15 protein-coding genes are annotated in these 16,858 nt (G+C 70.2%); 11 read left to right on the forward strand and 4 right to left on the reverse strand.

All coding sequences use genetic code 11. From position 1 onward, the window contains the following. Positions 1-45: 45 nt before the first annotated feature. From ACZ67M_RS22360 to ACZ67M_RS22390, 7 genes are all read left to right on the forward strand, one after another. Entirely contained in the window at positions 46-1,266 is a 1,221-nt protein-coding gene (locus tag ACZ67M_RS22360; protein ID WP_392237369.1) for an MraY family glycosyltransferase, read from the forward strand. 95 nt (positions 1,267-1,361) lie between these two features. Beyond that, positions 1,362-3,221, forward strand: a complete 1,860-nt coding sequence (gene dnaK / locus ACZ67M_RS22365) for a molecular chaperone DnaK (protein ID WP_122616724.1) — start codon at positions 1,362-1,364, stop codon at positions 3,219-3,221. Further along, on the forward strand, positions 3,218-3,895 hold the full coding sequence (gene grpE, locus ACZ67M_RS22370; RefSeq protein ID WP_122616726.1) for a nucleotide exchange factor GrpE: 678 nt from the start codon (positions 3,218-3,220) through the stop codon (positions 3,893-3,895). The genes dnaK and grpE overlap by 4 nt, the downstream gene beginning before the upstream one ends. Positions 3,896-3,931: 36 nt before the next feature. Next, the gene (gene dnaJ / locus ACZ67M_RS22375) at positions 3,932-5,131 is read left to right on the forward strand and encodes a molecular chaperone DnaJ (RefSeq protein ID WP_355829602.1); all 1,200 of its coding nucleotides are present in this window, start codon (positions 3,932-3,934) and stop codon (positions 5,129-5,131) included. Between the two features lie 5 nt (positions 5,132-5,136). Beyond that, a complete protein-coding gene (locus tag ACZ67M_RS22380; RefSeq protein WP_361357157.1) occupies positions 5,137-5,592 on the forward strand; it encodes a heat shock protein transcriptional repressor HspR in 456 nt (151 codons plus the stop codon). 241 nt (positions 5,593-5,833) lie between these two features. Then, positions 5,834-6,952, forward strand: coding sequence for a sugar ABC transporter substrate-binding protein (locus tag ACZ67M_RS22385; RefSeq protein ID WP_469852408.1), 1,119 nt, complete (start codon positions 5,834-5,836; stop codon positions 6,950-6,952). A 151-nt stretch (positions 6,953-7,103) separates the two neighbouring features. Then, positions 7,104-8,141, forward strand: coding sequence for a helix-turn-helix transcriptional regulator (locus tag ACZ67M_RS22390; protein ID WP_161326351.1), 1,038 nt, complete (start codon positions 7,104-7,106; stop codon positions 8,139-8,141). Here the strand turns inward: ACZ67M_RS22390 and ACZ67M_RS22395 are convergent. Further along, the gene (locus ACZ67M_RS22395; protein ID WP_392011509.1) at positions 8,104-9,081 is read right to left on the reverse strand and encodes a helix-turn-helix transcriptional regulator; all 978 of its coding nucleotides are present in this window, start codon (positions 9,079-9,081) and stop codon (positions 8,104-8,106) included. The genes ACZ67M_RS22390 and ACZ67M_RS22395 overlap by 38 nt on opposite strands. Beyond that, positions 9,078-10,115 (reverse strand): helix-turn-helix transcriptional regulator, encoded by a 1,038-nt coding sequence (locus ACZ67M_RS22400; protein ID WP_392011512.1) that lies wholly within the window; start codon positions 10,113-10,115, stop codon positions 9,078-9,080. Before ACZ67M_RS22400 ends, ACZ67M_RS22395 begins: the two co-directional genes overlap by 4 nt. Before the next feature lie 285 nt (positions 10,116-10,400). Here ACZ67M_RS22400 and ACZ67M_RS22405 point away from each other — a divergent pair, with 285 nt between their 5' ends. After that, on the forward strand, positions 10,401-10,736 hold the full coding sequence (locus ACZ67M_RS22405) for a Rieske (2Fe-2S) protein (RefSeq protein ID WP_125494939.1): 336 nt from the start codon (positions 10,401-10,403) through the stop codon (positions 10,734-10,736). Positions 10,737-11,033: 297 nt separating this feature from the next. Next, on the forward strand, positions 11,034-13,634 hold the full coding sequence (gene clpB / locus ACZ67M_RS22410; RefSeq protein ID WP_469852410.1) for an ATP-dependent chaperone ClpB: 2,601 nt from the start codon (positions 11,034-11,036) through the stop codon (positions 13,632-13,634). Positions 13,635-13,693: 59 nt separating this feature from the next. Here clpB and ACZ67M_RS22415 read toward each other — a convergent pair whose 3' ends face one another. Next, positions 13,694-14,254, reverse strand: coding sequence for a hypothetical protein (locus tag ACZ67M_RS22415; protein ID WP_469852412.1), 561 nt, complete (start codon positions 14,252-14,254; stop codon positions 13,694-13,696). Positions 14,255-14,393: 139 nt separating this feature from the next. Here ACZ67M_RS22415 and ACZ67M_RS22420 point away from each other — a divergent pair, with 139 nt between their 5' ends. Further along, the gene (locus tag ACZ67M_RS22420) at positions 14,394-14,930 is read left to right on the forward strand and encodes a YbjN domain-containing protein (RefSeq protein ID WP_122616738.1); all 537 of its coding nucleotides are present in this window, start codon (positions 14,394-14,396) and stop codon (positions 14,928-14,930) included. An 82-nt stretch (positions 14,931-15,012) separates the two neighbouring features. Here ACZ67M_RS22420 and ACZ67M_RS22425 read toward each other — a convergent pair whose 3' ends face one another. Continuing rightward, positions 15,013-16,215: a pyridoxal phosphate-dependent aminotransferase gene (locus ACZ67M_RS22425; RefSeq protein WP_392100118.1), complete on the reverse strand. Its 1,203-nt coding sequence runs from the start codon at positions 16,213-16,215 to the stop codon at positions 15,013-15,015. Between the two features lie 183 nt (positions 16,216-16,398). Between ACZ67M_RS22425 and ACZ67M_RS22430 the strand changes: the two genes are divergently transcribed. Further along, a complete protein-coding gene (locus ACZ67M_RS22430) occupies positions 16,399-16,686 on the forward strand; it encodes a hypothetical protein (RefSeq protein WP_453435653.1) in 288 nt (95 codons plus the stop codon). Positions 16,687-16,858: the final 172 nt, after the last annotated feature.

Consider the following 16,858-nt stretch of genomic DNA (forward strand, 5'->3'; position numbering starts at 1 on the left):
AAGGCAATTCATATCAAAACGTGATATCCGGCATAGCTTATCCCCGTGCTCTACGGGATCGTCGCCGCCACCGCCTCCTTTCTCCTCGCCGCTCTCCTCGCCGGGGTGCTGCGCACACCCGCCCTCGCCCTCGCCCTCGTCGACCGGCGCCGCCGGCGGCCGGTCCCGCTCTCCGGCGGGGTGGCCGTCGCCCTGGTCACCGCGCTGGTCGCGTGGGCCGGGGACTGGACCGGCGTCGTGCCGCTCGGCTCCGCGGCCGGCCGGCTGCTCCTGGGCGCGTCCGCCGTCGGTCTCCTCGGCCTCGCCGCCGACCTCTGGCGGCTGCGGCGGCGCTGGGTGGTCGCCGGTACGGCCGTCGCGGCGGCGTGCGTCGTGCCGTACGGCGGGACGGGGCCGGTGGCCGGGGTGCTCGCCGTGGGATGGATCACGCTGGTCGCCTCCGCCTTCCGGGGGCTCGACCACGCCGACGGGGTGGCCGGCACGGTGGGGGTCGTGACCGCCTTCGGGGTCGCCGCCTGTGCCGCGGCGGAGCTGCGCGACGGGCTGGCGGTGGCGCTGTTCGCGCTGGCCGCCGCGCTGACCGGACTGCTGCTGCACAACTGGCATCCCGCGCGGATCGCGCTCGGTGCCTGCGGGGCGCTCTTCGCCGGGTTCCTGCTGGCCGGGGCCGCCGTGTTCACCCGCGAGGGCTACGCGCCCGCGAGCGGCGCGGCGGTGCTGTTCGCGCTGAGCGTGCCGGTCTGCCTGGACGTCGTACTCGTCCTGCTCTCGCGCCGGCTGGCCGGGCGGCCGCCGCTGCGGGGCGGGCCCGACCATCTCGCCCACCGGCTGCGCCGGCTCGGGCTCACTCCGCAGGGCGCCGCGGTGGTCGTCGGCGGGGCGTCGTGCGGGGCGGTCCTCGTGGGTGTGCTCGTGCACACCGGGCGGCTGGACGGGACGGCGGTGTGGTGGGTGGCGGGCGGTGCGGCCGCCGCGCTGGCGGGACTGCTGCGGGTGCGGGTGTACGGGCCGCGGCACGGGGCAGGGGCGGCAGGGGTGCCGGGACAGGTGCCCGGTCGGCTCCAGGCGCGGGTGCGGACGGAGGGGCCGGTGTCCGGTCGGCCGCAGGCACGGGTGCGGCGGCCGCGTACGGAGTCCCCGCTGCCTCCCGAGGCGGTCGGACCCCCTGGGGGTGCATCCTCCCGGAGGTCGATTTTCCCGGTTCGTCAGGCCAGACGGACCGAAGAAGCGCAGGTCAGCGCTCCGTTGCGTGTAAGGAACGGATAAGAGTTGAGTCGGCTCGACTCACCTCTGTTGACCGCACGAAGGCCGTCATGCACACTTGAGCCTGTTCCACTCAAGTCAGCTGGAGGTTATTCACCATGGCACGTGCGGTCGGCATCGACCTGGGCACGACTAATTCCGTCGTCAGCGTTCTGGAGGGCGGCGAGCCCACCGTCATCACCAACGCCGAGGGCGCCAGGACCACGCCGTCCGTCGTCGCCTTCGCCAAGAACGGTGAGGTGCTGGTCGGCGAGGTGGCCAAGCGTCAGGCGGTCACGAACGTCGACAGGACCATCCGGTCGGTCAAGCGCCACATGGGCACCGACTGGAAGATCAACCTGGACGGCAAGGACTTCAACCCGCAGCAGATCAGCGCCTTCGTGCTGCAGAAGCTGAAGCGGGACGCCGAGTCCTACCTGGGCGAGAAGGTGACCGACGCGGTCATCACCGTCCCGGCGTACTTCAACGACGCCGAGCGCCAGGCCACCAAGGAGGCCGGCGAGATCGCGGGCCTGAACGTCCTGCGCATCGTCAACGAGCCGACCGCCGCCGCGCTGGCGTACGGCCTCGACAAGGACGAGCAGATCATCCTCGTCTTCGACCTCGGTGGCGGTACCTTCGACGTCTCGCTGCTGGAGATCGGCGACGGCGTCGTCGAGGTGAAGGCCACCAACGGTGACAACCACCTCGGTGGTGACGACTGGGACCAGCGCGTCGTCGACTACCTGGTGAAGCAGTTCCAGGCCGGCCACGGCGTGGACCTGTCCAAGGACAAGATGGCCCTCCAGCGTCTCCGCGAGGCCGCCGAGAAGGCCAAGATCGAGCTGTCCTCGTCCACCGAGACCTCGATCAACCTGCCCTACATCACGGCCTCCGCCGAGGGCCCGCTGCACCTGGACGAGAAGCTCACCCGGGCGCAGTTCCAGCAGCTCTCGGCCGACCTGCTGGAGCGCTGCAAGACGCCGTTCCACAACGTCATCAAGGACGCCGGCATCCAGCTGTCCGAGATCGACCACGTCGTCCTCGTCGGCGGCTCGACCCGTATGCCGGCCGTCGCCGAGCTGGTCAAGGAGCTGACCGGCGGCAAGGACGCCAACAAGGGCGTCAACCCGGACGAGGTCGTCGCCATCGGCGCCGCCCTTCAGGCCGGTGTCCTCAAGGGCGAGGTCAAGGACGTCCTGCTCCTCGACGTCACCCCGCTGTCCCTCGGCATCGAGACCAAGGGCGGCATCATGACCAAGCTGATCGAGCGGAACACGACGATCCCGACGAAGCGTTCGGAGATCTTCACCACCGCCGAGGACAACCAGCCCTCCGTGCAGATCCAGGTCTACCAGGGCGAGCGCGAGATCGCGGCGTACAACAAGAAGCTCGGGATGTTCGAGCTGACCGGTCTGCCCCCGGCGCCCCGCGGCGTCCCGCAGATCGAGGTCGCCTTCGACATCGACGCCAACGGCATCATGCACGTGACCGCGAAGGACCTGGGCACGGGCAAGGAGCAGAAGATGACCGTCACCGGCGGCTCCTCGCTGCCGAAGGACGAGGTCGACCGGATGCGCCAGGAGGCCGAGAAGTACGCGGAGGAGGACCACGCCCGCCGCGAGGCCGCCGAGTCCCGCAACCAGGGCGAGCAGCTCGTCTACCAGACGGAGAAGTTCCTCAAGGACAACGAGGACAAGGTCCCGGGCGAGATCAAGACCGAGGTCGAGGAGTCCGTCGCCGAGCTGAAGGAGAAGCTCAAGGGCGAGGACACCGCCGAGATCCGCACCGCCACGGAGAAGGTCGCCGCCGTCTCGCAGAAGCTGGGCCAGGCCATGTACGCCGACGCCCAGGGCGCGCAGGCCGCCGGCGGCGAGGCCCCGGGCGCCGGTGCCACCGCCGGTGACGGCGACAAGGCCGACGACGACGTCGTCGACGCCGAGATCGTGGACGACGAGCGCAAGGACGGTGCCGCGTGACGGAGGAGACCCCGGGCTTCGACGAGAAGCCCGACGTCCCCTCCGGCGCCAGCCCTGACGACGCCGAGCCGAAGGCCGCCGCCCCCTCTTCGGAGGAGGGCGCGGCCCCGGCCGGGGACGCTAGCGAGAACGCGGGCCTGGTGGCCCAGCTGGACCAGGTGCGCACCGCGCTCAACGAGCGCACGGCGGACCTCCAGCGGCTCCAGGCCGAGTACCAGAACTACCGCCGCCGCGTGGAGCGGGACCGCGTCGCGGTCAAGGAGGTCGCCGTCGCGAACCTCCTGACCGAACTGCTCCCGATGCTGGACGACATCGGCCGCGCCCGGGAACACGGGGAGCTGGTCGGTGGCTTCAAGTCCGTCGCGGAGTCGCTGGAGACGGTCATCGCCAAGATGGGCCTCCAGCAGTTCGGCAAGGAGGGCGAGCCCTTCGACCCGACGATCCACGAGGCCCTGATGCACTCCTACGCACCGGACGTCACCGAGACGACCTGCGTGGCGATCCTCCAGCCGGGATACCGGATCGGCGAGCGCACCATCCGCCCCGCGCGGGTGGCCGTCGCCGAGCCGCAGCCCGGCGCGCAGACCGTCAAGCCGGCCGAGGAGAGCACCGAGGCCAAGGACGGCTCCGACGCCGCGGAGAACAAGGAGAACGGTGGCCCGGAGGAGGGCTGACGTCAGTAGGCGAAGCGGGAAGGAGGGACGTCGGGGATGAGCACCAAGGACTTCATCGAGAAGGACTACTACAAGGTCCTCGGCGTCCCCAAGGACGCCACCGAGGCCGAGATCAAGAAGGCGTACCGGAAGCTCGCCCGCGAGTACCACCCGGACGCCAACAAGGGGAACGTCAGGGCCGAGGAGCGCTTCAAGGAGATCTCCGAGGCCAACGACATCCTCGGTGACCCCAAGAAGCGCAAGGAGTACGACGAGGCCCGCGCCCTCTTCGGCAACGGCGGTTTCCGTCCGGGGCCGGGCGCGGGCGGCGGCGGCACCTTCAACTTCGACCTGGGCGACCTCTTCGGAGGCGGCGCCCAGGGCGGGGGCCAGGGGGGCGGCGCCGGCGGCTTCGGCGGCGGCCTCGGGGACGTCTTCGGCGGCCTGTTCAACCGCACCGGCGGTGGTCCCGGCACCGGCACGCGAACCCAGCCGCGGCGCGGCCAGGACATCGAGTCCGAGGTCACGCTGAGCTTCACGGAGGCCATCGAGGGTGCCACGGTGCCGCTGCGGATGTCCTCGCAGGCGCCCTGCAAGGCCTGTTCGGGCACCGGCGACAAGAACGGCACACCGCGCGTGTGCCCGACCTGCGTCGGCACCGGCCAGGTCGCGCGGGGCTCGGGCGGCGGCTTCTCGCTCACCGACCCGTGCCCGGACTGCAAGGGCCGCGGCCTGATCGCCGAGGACCCCTGCGACGTCTGCAAGGGCTCCGGACGCGCCAAGTCCTCCCGGACGATGCAGGTCCGCATCCCGGCCGGGGTGTCGGACGGGCAGCGCATCCGGCTGCGCGGCAAGGGCACGCCGGGCGAGCGGGGCGGACCGGCGGGCGACCTGTACGTGGTCGTGCACGTCAAGGAGCACTCCGTCTTCGGCCGCAGGGGCGACAACCTCACGGTCACCGTGCCGGTCACCTACGCCGAGGCGGCCCTCGGCGGCGAGGTGCGGGTGCCGACCCTGGGCGGTCCGCCCGTCACGCTGAAGCTTCCGCCGGGCACGCCCAACGGGCGCACCATGCGGGCCCGCGGCAAGGGCGCGGTCCGCAAGGACGGCAGCCGGGGCGACCTCCTGGTCACCGTCGAGGTGAGTGTTCCGAAGGACCTGACGGGGAAGGCTCGTGACGCGCTGGAGGCGTATCGCGAGGCGACCGCGGACGAGGATCCGCGGGCGGAGTTGTTCCAGGCCGCGAAGGGAGCTTGATGGGGATGGACGGTCGTCGACGCAACCCGTATGAACTGACCGAGGAGACCCCGGTCTACGTCATCTCGGTGGCGGCCCAGCTCTCCGGTCTGCACCCGCAGACCCTGCGCCAGTACGACCGCCTCGGCCTGGTCTCCCCGGACCGCACGGCCGGGCGCGGCCGGCGCTACTCGGCCCGCGACATCGAGCTGCTCCGCCAGGTGCAGCAGCTGTCGCAGGACGAGGGCATCAATCTGGCCGGAATCAAGCGCATCATCGAACTGGAGAACCAGGTCGCCGCGCTCCAGGCCCGCGTGGCGGAGATGGCCGACGCCCTCGACGGGGCGGCGACGGCGATGCGCCAGCGCGAGGCGGCGGTACACGCGTCGTACCGCCGTGACCTGGTCCCTTACCAAGAGGTACAGCAGACCAGCGCCCTGGTCGTGTGGCGTCCCAAGCGCCATGGCCAGACCCCGGACTGACCCCGGGTCGGCAGACGGCGCAAGGGTGAACGGCATCGACAGCCCCGGAGGTCCGATCGGACCTCCGGGGCTTGTTCACAACGGTGCTGTCTCATTGGTCTAGTACTTCTTGACGATTTGGTGAAGACAGCGTTGGCTTCCTTCACCAGGAGTCACCTGGGTCACCAGGGTCACCCGGACCTGGACCACCGGGGCCCACCTGGGTCACCGACAGCACCCGTGTGTTCGGAAGGTAAGCGCAGTGAGCAGCCGTGCCCGTCGTACCGCCATATCCGTGGCCGCGTCCCTGATGACGTTCTCGCTGGCCTCCTGCGGCGTCCTGGGCGCCTCGGACAGCAGTGGTGAGGCGAGCCCGACCAAGGGCAACGACATCACCGTCGGCCTGCTGCTGCCGGAGAAGGAGAACACGCGCTACGAGCAGTTCGACTACCCCTTCTTCAAGGCCAAGGTCGGCGAGCTCACGAACGACGCGGGCAACGTCAAGTACGCCAACGCCGAGGCGAGCGCGTCGAAGCAGAACGAGCAGATGCAGCAGATGATCGACGACGAGGTCGACGTGATCGTGCTGGACGCGGTCGACTCGCAGTCCATCGGGGACGGCGTGCAGAAGGCCAAGGACGCCGGCATCCCGGTCATCGCCTACGACCGGCTGGCCGAGGGCCCGATCGACGCGTACATCTCCTTCGACAACGAGCTGGTCGGCGAGGTGCAGGGCCGCTCCCTCCTCGACGCGCTCGGCGGCGCGGACAGCTCCGACAAGATCGTCATGATGAACGGTTCGCCCACCGACCCGAACGCCAAGCAGTTCAAGGCCGGCGCGATGTCCGAGCTGAACGGCAAGGTGACGATCGCCCAGTCCTTCGACACCAAGGACTGGAAGCCGGAGAACGCCATGGCGAACATGACCGAGGCGATCGGGAAGATCGGCAAGAGCAACATCGCGGGCGTCTACTCCGCCAACGACGGCATGGCGGGCGGCATCATCAAGGCCCTGGAGGACGCGGGCGTCACCGACCTGCCGCCGATCACCGGCCAGGACGCGGAACTCGCCGCGGTGCAGCGGATCGTCACCGGCGAGCAGTACATGAGCGTCTACAAGTCCTACCCGCAGGAGGCCGAGAACGCCGCGGAGATGGCCGTGGCGCGGGTCCAGGGCCGGGACATCCAGTTCGACGCGCTGGCCCGCGACAAGGTCGACAGCCCCACCGACAAGGGCATCCCCGCCCAGCTCGTCCCCGTCGTCGCCCTCACCCAGGGAAACATCGACGAGACGGTCATCGCCGACGGCTTCTACAAGGTCAGCGACATCTGCACGGCGAAGTTCGCGGACGCCTGCGCGGAGATCGGCCTGAAGAAGTAGTCGCGGTGCGAGCCTGGTTCCACGCCCCGGTCATACCCTCCGCAACCGGTACTTTCCCTCCCGCGTCCCCGTTCGAGCCGTGTTGCGGAGCCGGTCCCGGCCGCGCATAGTTGCGCTGCGGAGGAGCCGGAACCGGGGGGTGGGATGGGCGATGGCCGGGCACGGGGCTCAGGAGCATCCGCACGGTGCCGACCGGCTGTGCGCGGCAGGGGACCGCGTCTACTCCCGGGCCGTACGGCGCGGCCGGGTGCCGCGCCAGGACGCCGAACCGGTCCCCTGCCTCCTCGAACTCGCCCTGCTGCACCCCGACCCCGACGACATGGACTGGCTGGTGCCGACCTCTCCGCAGGAGGTCATGACGCGGCTGCTGCGCGGGGTCCACGACGAGGTCAGCGCGAGTCAGCGGCGGGTGGGCTCGGCGGTGGAGGCCTTCGAGTGGTACGCGGGGCTCGGCCGGCTCATCCACGCCTCCGCCGGGACGGAGAGTTCGGCGATCCGGGTCCTCGACGGGCTGGCCCGCATCCAGGCCGCCATGGACGAGGCGACGCAGGCGTGCACGACGGAGGTCCTGACCGTGCAGCCCGGCGGCATCCGGCGTGAGGCGGAGCTGTCGGAGGGGCTGCACCGGGCGCTGGCGCTGCGCGGGCGCGGGGTGCGGATGCGGGACCTGTACACGCACGTGGCCCGGCACGGCCAGGGCCTGCTCAACTACCTCGAGCTGATGGGCGACGCGGTCGAGGCCCGCACGCTGGACGAGGTCATCGACCGTCTCATCCTCTTCGACCGCACCGTCGCCTTCATCCCGGCCAACACCGACCGCACCATGGCCCTGGAACTGCGCCACCCCGCGCTGGTCTCCTACCTGGTCACGGTCTTCGAACGCCTCTGGCGCCTGGCGATCCCGCTCTCCGCCGCCCTCCCCGACACCGGCATCGAGGGCATCTCGCACCGCGAGCAGTCCATCGCGGCGCTGCTGGCGGAGGGCCACCAGGACGCGGTGATCGCCGAGCGGCTGGGCATAAGCGTCCGCACGGCCCGCGCGCACATCGCCCGCCTCTCGGAGACCCTGGGCGCGGCGAGCCGCACCCAACTGGGCGTCCGCATAGCCCAGGCGGGCCTGGACGGCACCTCCCAGGGCGTCCCCGCCCCCGTCATCCTTCCCGGTCAAGAATCCCCGACTGCCCGATGAGATACCCGAGCTGAGCCCTGCTCTCGCTGCCGAGGGTGGCGGCGAGTTTGGCGATGTGGACGCGGGCGGTGCGGACGTTCATGCCGAGGCGTTCGGCGATGACGTTGTCCGTGTGGCCCTCGACGAGGAGGGCGGCTATGGCGTGTTGGCGGGGGGTGATGCCGTTGAGGGTGGGTTGTTCGACGGCTTGGGGGTGCATGGGGGTGGCGAGGCGCCAGAGGCGGTCGAAGGTGTTGACGAAGTAGGTGATGAGGGCGGGGTGGCGGACTTCGAGGGCGAGGGTGCGGTCGGCGCTGGCGGGGATGAAGGCGACGGTGCGGTCGATGATGATGAGCCGGTCGGTCACCTCGTCGAGTGTGCGGGCCTCGACGTCGCCGGTCAGTCGCTCGTAGCGGACGCGTTGGTAGGGGGCGTGGCGGGCGGTGTGCTGGTACAGCGCCCGCATTCGCGCGCCGCGGTCGAGGAAAGCCTGGTCCCGCTCCATCGCCCCTTCGAGGATGTCGGGGTGTTTGCTCACGTGGGAGTCGTGCGGCTGGATGGCGAGCAGTTCTCTCCTGCCCTCGGCCATGGCCTCCTCGATGGCCTGGCCCGTCCGTCTCTTGCCACTGAGGATCCTGAGGGCGGGGGTGTCCTCGATGTCGCGGGTTCCCAGGCGTATCAGGGGCTCGAAGACATCGGCCATGCGCTGCCCGCGGCGTCGCTCGTCGGCGATGCGGTCCTCCGAGGACCGGAGCAGGCGTTGCAGCGCGACGGGCGGTGCGACAGGCTCCAGCCGGTTCAGGTTGTCCACGGCCGGGTGCAGTAGCCCGATGTCGATGAGACAAGGCGCCGTTGTCGCTTCGGCGCTGGACACATGGCCCTCGCGCAGTGCCCGGGAGTAGAGATCGAGACCCGCATCGCACAGTTCTTCATCCCCGTGCCGGTGCGCCCCGTCCGTCATGAACGCTTCTCTCCTCCCAGACTCGGGGACGCCTGCTCCAGAATCCCCGACTGGGCTATGAGATAGCCGAGTTGGGCTCGGCTTCCGCTGCCGAGTACCGTCGCCAGCTTCGCGATGTGTGCTCGGCAGGTGCGCACGTTCATGCCGAGGCGGCGGGCTATCGCCTCGTCCACGTGGCCTTCCACCAGAAGCTTGGCTATCGAGTGCTGGATGTCGGTGATGCCGTCGGGGGCGGTCTCGTAGGGAGCGCCGGCGGTCAGGGGGACGGCGCGACCCCACATGAACTCGAAGACCTTGATCAGGTAAATGACGAGGCCGGAGTGGCGGATCTCCAGCGCGACCTGGCGGTCGTCGCGAACCGGGATGAACGCGACTGTGTCATCGCAGATGATCAGACGCTCGACCAGTTCATCGATGGTCCGGTACTCGGCCTTTCCGTTGGAGAACCGGTCCACGTAGGCCAGCCGTTCAGCGCTGTACCGGGCCGTGTGCTGGTACAGCGTCCTGATGCGCACCCCGCGTTCGGTCAGTGTCTTGTCCCGCTCCAAGCCCTCGACGAGACGGCGTTCCGGATGCCGGGCGCTGGGCTGGACTGTCAGTACCTCGTTCTTGCACTGAGTCGTGGCCAGATCAAGAGCGGAGTTGATGCGGTCGAGCCCCTCCAGCACGGTGATGGAGTGGATCGGCGCCGCGCCCTGTGCGCTGAGAGTCAGGAACGGTTCGAAGACCTCGGCGAGTTCGACCGATGTCCGCCTGCGGTCGGCGATCTCGCGCTCGATGGGATTGAGCCGCTGTGCCAGAGCGATCGACGGGGGGACGGGGCGGAGCCAGTCGGCGTCGTCCGGGTCGGGGTGCAAGAGGGCCAGTTCTATGAGGCAAGGTGCCTGGCCGGCCTCTGCGCGAGCGATACGTCCCGTGCGCAGCGCGTTCGCGTAGAGACGTCCGCCCTCCTCGCACAGTTCAGTGATCCCGTGAGCATGTGCCTCATTGGTCCGATTCGTAGTCAAATCTCCACCCCCCAGGGTCCTGAACATGCAGGAACATGATGCACCGATTGTGTGGCCATGACGTGCCTATATGAGCCATCGTCTTATCCGACGGGGGAAGAGGGGACCTTCAAGTGAGGACGAAGCCGACTATGTCTAAGAGAATGCTTCGCTCGGTGCTTGTCGCCGCCTTCTCCGCCGTTGTGGCCTTCGGAGCGCTGAATGGCCTCGTTACTGCGCAGGGCGACGAGCGAGCGAACGGTGTCGAGTCAGTGGAGGTGTCCGCCGGACAGGATGCGGCCGCAGTCACGGACGACACGGTGTGGTCCTGACATGACGACGCCACCCGACGACCGCTCCTTCCGCCGAGAAATGGCCACCGCCTACCGTTCCGGCTGGCACTTCATCGACCTGGTCACCGCGATCCCCCACCCCGGTGACTCCCTGATGGTGACCGTCTTCGGCGAGCCGGTCGTCGTCACGTTGGACGAGGACGGCGATGTGCGTGCGTACCGGTGTCTGCGGCGGCCTCGGGGGGCGCCGCAGCCCGTGCGCTGTGCCATCCGGTACGGAATGATCTTTGTGAACCTGGACCAGCGGGACCACCGGCTCGCGCCGCCGGAGGTCTCCGACATCAGGACCATCTCGGCCACCCCCCGCAGCGCCTGACGCGATTCCCCCGTCGTAACAAATCGCTCAGGTGCTTCCCCCCGGCAGCGGCGTCACCGTGACCTGAACACGGTGACGCCGCTGTCGTATGTATGGGTATGTGCGGGTACCGCGGATTCCTGAGCCTGGCTGAAAAGCTCCTGCCCGTGTCGGATCGCGTCCTGATCTCGCCCGGGTTCCGTCCGGATGCCCCGACGGAACCCGTGGCCGACCCCCCTTGAGTGAAATAGACTCAACTTTGTGTACGTTGTTTGAGTCAGCACTGGGAGACATGGAGACACGGAGGAGAGCCAGAACGTGGACGCCGAGCTGACCAACCGGAGCCGGGACGCCATCAACGCGGCCAGCAGCCGGGCCGTGACCGAGGGGAACGCCGACCTCACCCCCGCCCACCTGCTGCTGGCCCTGCTCCAGGGGCAGGACAACGAGAACATCACCGACCTGCTCGCCGCCGTCGAGGCCGACCTGGCCGCCGTGCGGACCGGCGCCGAGCGCATCGTCGGCGGGCTGCCCAGCGTGACCGGGTCCACGGTCGCACCCCCGCAACCCAGCCGTGAGATGCTCGCCGTGGTCGCCGACGCCCAGGCACGCGCCAAGGAACTCGGGGACGAGTACCTCTCCACCGAGCACCTGCTCCTCGGCATCGCCGCGAAGGGCGGCGCGGCCGGTGAGGTACTGGAGGGGCAGGGTGCCAGTGCGAAGAAGTTGCAGGAGGCCTTCCGCAAGGCGAGGGGTGGACGCCGCGTGACCACCGCCGACCCCGAGGGTCAGTACAAGGCGCTGGAGAAGTTCGGTACGGACTTCACCGCCGCGGCACGGGACGGGAAGCTCGACCCCGTCATCGGGCGAGATCAGGAGATCCGCCGGGTCGTGCAGGTGCTCAGCCGGCGCACCAAGAACAACCCCGTCCTCATCGGCGAGCCCGGTGTCGGCAAGACCGCCGTCGTGGAAGGGCTCGCCCAGCGGATCGTCAAGGGGGACGTGCCCGAGTCGCTGAAGGAGAAGCGGCTGGTGGCGCTGGACCTCGGCGCCATGGTGGCCGGGGCCAAGTACCGGGGTGAGTTCGAGGAGCGGCTGAAGACCGTGCTCGCCGAGATCAAGGACTCGGACGGGCAGATCATCACCTTCATCGACGAGTTGCACACCGTCGTGGGGGCCGGCGCCGGCGGGGACTCCGCCATGGACGCCGGGAACATGCTCAAGCCCATGCTGGCGCGCGGCGAGCTGCGCATGGTGGGCGCCACCACGCTGGACGAGTACCGGGAGCGGATCGAGAAGGACCCCGCCCTCGAACGGCGCTTCCAGCAGGTGCTCGTCGCCGAGCCGACCGTCGAGGACTCCATCGCGATCCTGCGCGGGCTCAAGGGGCGCTACGAGGCGCACCACAAGGTGCAGATCGCCGACAGCGCGCTGGTGGCCGCCGCCAGTCTGTCCGACCGGTACATCACCTCCCGGTTCCTGCCCGACAAGGCCATCGACCTCGTCGACGAGGCCGCCTCGCGGCTGCGCATGGAGATCGACTCCTCGCCCGTCGAGATCGACGAACTCCAGCGCGCCGTCGACCGGCTGAAGATGGAGGAGCTGGCGATCGGCAAGGAGACCGACGCCGCCTCGCTGGAGCGCCTGGAGCGGCTGCGCCGCGACCTCGCCGACAAGGAGGAGGAGCTGCGCGGCCTCAACGCCCGCTGGGAGAAGGAGAAGCAGTCCCTCAACCGGGTCGGCGAGCTGAAGGAGAAGCTCGACGAACTGCGCGGGCAGGCGGAACGGGCCCAGCGGGACGGTGACTTCGACACCGCCAGCAAGCTGCTGTACGGCGAGATCCCGGACCTGGAGCGCGACCTGGAGGCCGCCTCCGAGGCCGAGGAGGAGGTCGCCAGGGACACCATGGTCAAGGAGGAGGTCGGCGCCGACGACATCGCCGACGTGGTCGCCTCCTGGACCGGCATCCCGGCCGGGCGGCTCCTGGAGGGCGAGACGCAGAAGCTGCTGCGCATGGAGGACGAGCTGGGCAGGCGGCTCATCGGGCAGAGCGAGGCCGTACGGGCCGTGTCCGACGCCGTACGGCGGAGCAGGGCCGGGATCGCCGACCCCGACCGGCCGACCGGGTCGTTCCTCTTCCTCGGCCCCACCGGCGTCGGCAAGACCGAGCTGGCCAAGGCGCTCGCCGACTTCCTCTTCGACGACGAGCGGGCCATGGTCCGCATCGACATGTCGGAGTACAGCGAGAAGCACAGCGTCGCGCGGCTGGTGGGCGCGCCGCCCGGATACGTCGGGTACGAGGAGGGCGGCCAGCTCACCGAGGCGGTGCGGCGGCGGCCGTACACCGTCGTGCTCCTCGACGAGGTGGAGAAGGCCCACCCCGAGGTCTTCGACATCCTGCTCCAGGTGCTCGACGACGGGCGCCTCACCGACGGACAGGGCCGCACCGTCGACTTCCGCAACACCATCCTGGTCCTCACCTCGAACCTGGGCAGCCAGTACCTGGTCGACCCGACCACCGGCGAGGCGGAGAAGAAGCAGCAGGTGCTGGAGGTGGTCCGCAGCTCGTTCAAGCCGGAGTTCCTCAACCGGCTCGACGACCTCGTGGTCTTCTCGGCGCTCAGCAAGGAGGAGCTGAGCCGGATCGCGCGGCTCCAGATCGAGGGCCTGTCCCGGCGCCTCGCCGAGCGCCGGCTCACCCTGGAGGTCACCGACGAGGCCCTGGCCTGGCTGGCGGAGGAGGGCAACGACCCGGCGTACGGCGCCCGCCCGCTGCGCCGCCTCGTCCAGACCGCGATCGGCGACCGGCTGGCCCGGGAGATCCTGTCCGGCGAGATCAAGGACGGCGACGCCGTCCGCGTGGACCGGTTCGGCGACGGTCTGATCGTGGGACCGGCGGCGGAGGGCAAGACCCTCTGAGGGAGCCGTGAAGAACGTCGGCGGCCCGTCACCCCGGGTGGGTGGCGGGCCGCCGTGCGTCACATCGTGAACGCCGTGAACCGCACCAGCGCCGTCCCGGCGTCCTCGTGCACCACCCGCACCCGCACGGCGTGCGCGTCCACGCCCTCCGGCAGCCCCTGCTCGGGGCCCAGGTCCAGACACAGGTCGGCTTCGGCGCCCAGGCAGGACTCGGTGCCGGGCGCGGGAGCGTCCGGATAGGTGTGTATCAGCCAGTCCTGGACACCCGTGCGGGGCATGCGGAAGGCGGCGCTGTAGTGAATGTCCTGGAAGCCCATCACCGTGCACGCACCGGTGGGCCGTGCCCCGGCCGGCAGGACGGCCCCGCCGAACGCCAGCGCCTCGGAGCAGGGGACCCGTTCCTCGGTCCGCCCGCCTCCGTCACGCCCGCTTCCCTCCCGCCCGCCCTCGTCGCGTCCGTCCGACTCCGAGAAGACGATGCCCACGAAGGCGATGAGGAGGGGCAGCAGGATCAGCGCCGGCACCGCCGCGAGAGCGGCCACCCGCCACCACCGGGTCCGCCCCCGCGGTACGTCGGCCCCGCCCTGTGGGCCCCCGCCCGTCCTGGGTGTACGTGTCATCGCCCCCGCCTCCGTCCGTCGAACATCCACCCGACCGGCCGGATCATGTCAGCCCAGGGCTGACAGGCTCCCGGCGGGCTTGCCACGCCCCTCCCCGCATGGGGGAGGATGGCCAGATCCGTACGAAGGGAAATTCACGGTGACCATCGACCCGTCCTCGATTCCGAACTTCGGGGGCAAGCAGCCCGAGCCGCAGCCCCAAGGACCGGCGGGCCCCGTCGTCCCGGATCAGGATCTTGTGAAGCAGCTCCTCGAACAGATGGAGCTGAAGTACGTCGTCGACGACGAGGGCGACCTCGCGGCGCCGTGGGAGCAGTTCCGTACGTACTTCATGTTCCGCGGCGAGGGTGACCAGCAGGTCTTCTCGGTGCGGACGTTCTACGACCGGCCCCACCAGATCGACGAGAAGCCGCAGCTGCTCGAGTCGGTCGACGACTGGAACCGGCGCACCCTGTGGCCCAAGGTGTACTCCCACACCCACGACGACGGCACCGTCCGCCTGATCGGCGAGGCGCAGATGCTGATCGGCATGGGCGTCAGCCTGGAGCACTTCGTCTCCTCGACGGTCAGCTGGGTGCGGGCCGCCATCGAGTTCGACCGGTGGCTCGTGGAGCAGCTCGGCCTGGAGCAGGAGGTCAACGAGGCGGAGAAGCCGACCGACGAGGACGGCGAGTAGTCCGCCGGTCCGCGTCCCGCCCGTACGAGGAGAGCCCGGCCCCGGTATCGCGGGGACCGGGCTCTCGTCGTCCCGGCACGCCTCACCCCGCCAGCGTCTTGAGCCGCCCCACCGCCTCCTCCAGTACCGGAATCCGCTTGCAGAACGCGAACCGGACGTAGGGCGCGCCCGCCTCCCGGTGGTCGTAGAAGACCGCGTTGGGGACGGCGACCACACCCGCGCGCTCCGGCAGGCCCCGGCAGAAGGCGAAGCCGTCGCTCTCGCCCAGCGGGCGGATGTCGGTGGTGACGAAGTACGTCCCGGCGGGCCGGAACACGCCGAAGCCCGCCTCCGCCAGACCCGCGGCCAGCAGGTCCCGCTTGGCCCGCATGTCCTCCCGGTAGGCGGAGAAGTAGGACTCGGGCATCGCCAGGGCCTCGGCGACCGCGTACTGGAAGGGGCCGGAGGCCACGTACGTCAGGTACTGCTTGGCCGAGCGGACCGCCGTGACCAGGGCCGGCGCCGCGGTGACCCAGCCGACCTTCCAGCCGGTGAAGGAGAACGTCTTGCCGGCCGATCCGATGGTCACCGTGCGCTCGCGCATCCCCGGGAAGGTCGCCAGCGGGATGTGCTCGGCGGTGTCGAACACCAGGTGCTCGTACACCTCGTCGGTCACCACCAGCAGGTCCCGCTCCACGGCCAGCTCGGCGATCGCGGCCAGTTCGGCGCGGTTCAGGACCGTGCCCGTCGGGTTGTGCGGGGTGTTCAGCAGCAGCAGCCGGGTGCGGTCGGTGACCGCGTCGCGCAGCTCGTCGAGGTCCAGGCGGAAGGCGGCGCCCTCGTCGGTGGTGTGCGGGCGCAGGGTCACCGGTACGCGGGTGCCGCCCGCCATCGCGATGCAGGCCGCGTACGAGTCGTAGTACGGCTCCAGCGCGATCACCTCGTCGCCGGGCTCCAGCAGCGCCAGCAGGGAGGCGGCGATGGCCTCGGTGGCACCGGCCGTGACCAGGACCTCGGTGTCCGGGTCGAAGGACAGGCCGTAGCGCCGCTGCTGGTGGCCGGTGACGGCGGCGCGCAGTTCGGGGACGCCGGGGCCCGGCGGGTACTGGTTGCCGTGCCCGTCGCGCAGGGCCCGTACGGCGGCCTCCCGGACCTCCTCGGGGCCGTCGGTGTCCGGGAAGCCCTGGCCCAGGTTGATCGCGCCGGTCCGCACGGCCAGGGCGGACATCTCGGCGAAGATCGTCGTTCCGAACTCCGCCAGCCGGCGGTTCAGGAGGGGGCGGGCGCTGGAGCTGATGGAGGTCATGGCGGTCATCCTGCGCCGAAGCTCTGGACTTCCTCAACTCTGCTTTGGGCCGCGGCGGCGAAGGGCATCTCCCGTTCACGCAACGAGCTTCACGACAGATTCCGACAGAGCGAGGCATCCGACGGGGGACTGCTTCGGGGGACCTTCCGGGCCTGCGCCCGGGAATGGAAGGAGGGTGAAGTCATGGTCACAGTCATCATCCTGATCGTGGTCGCAGCCCTGGTGATCAGGGGAATCGTGGTCGGCCGGCGGGCCGGCCGCACCGTCCGGCCGCGGCGCGGCAGCCGTTCGCGGTGGACGGGCGGCAGCGGCAGCAGCAGCGGCGGCAGCTGGTGGGCCGGTGACAGCGGCGGTGGCTCGTCCTCGGGCGGGCACCACGGAAGCCACTCCTGCAGTGGCGGCTCGTCCTGCGGAGGCGGGTCGTCCTGCGGGGGAGGAGGGGGCGGCGGCGGATGCGGTGGAGGCAGCTGACACGGGGCAGCTGAGCTCCAGCCAGGGGGAACCGCATCCCCGCCGCGGGGCCCGGTCCTGGGACCGGGGCCCGGGCCCCAACAAGAGAGACCCCCGGACATCCACCCCGTGGGTACTCTTGAATCTCGGTGTACTCCTTTTTTCTGGGGTGTGCGGCCTTGTTGAAAAGCTT

Source organism: Streptomyces sp. NPDC107500, assembly GCF_055582785.1.

What these genes read in the sequence shown, in the direction of transcription:
- dnaK (WP_122616724.1), top strand. Translation starts at nt 1,362, where the DNA reads ATGGCACGTGCGGTCGGCATCGACCTGGGCACGACTAATTCCGTCGTC.
- dnaJ (WP_355829602.1), top strand. Translation starts at nt 3,932, where the DNA reads ATGAGCACCAAGGACTTCATCGAGAAGGACTACTACAAGGTCCTCGGC.
- ACZ67M_RS22380 (WP_361357157.1), top strand. Translation starts at nt 5,137, where the DNA reads ATGGACGGTCGTCGACGCAACCCGTATGAACTGACCGAGGAGACCCCG.
- ACZ67M_RS22390 (WP_161326351.1), top strand. Translation starts at nt 7,104, where the DNA reads ATGGCCGGGCACGGGGCTCAGGAGCATCCGCACGGTGCCGACCGGCTG.
- ACZ67M_RS22395 (WP_392011509.1), bottom strand. Translation starts at nt 9,081, where the DNA reads ATGACGGACGGGGCGCACCGGCACGGGGATGAAGAACTGTGCGATGCG.
- ACZ67M_RS22400 (WP_392011512.1), bottom strand. Translation starts at nt 10,115, where the DNA reads ATGTTCAGGACCCTGGGGGGTGGAGATTTGACTACGAATCGGACCAAT.
- ACZ67M_RS22405 (WP_125494939.1), top strand. Translation starts at nt 10,401, where the DNA reads ATGACGACGCCACCCGACGACCGCTCCTTCCGCCGAGAAATGGCCACC.
- ACZ67M_RS22415 (WP_469852412.1), bottom strand. Translation starts at nt 14,254, where the DNA reads ATGACACGTACACCCAGGACGGGCGGGGGCCCACAGGGCGGGGCCGAC.
- ACZ67M_RS22425 (WP_392100118.1), bottom strand. Translation starts at nt 16,215, where the DNA reads ATGACCTCCATCAGCTCCAGCGCCCGCCCCCTCCTGAACCGCCGGCTG.
- ACZ67M_RS22430 (WP_453435653.1), top strand. Translation starts at nt 16,399, where the DNA reads ATGGTCACAGTCATCATCCTGATCGTGGTCGCAGCCCTGGTGATCAGG.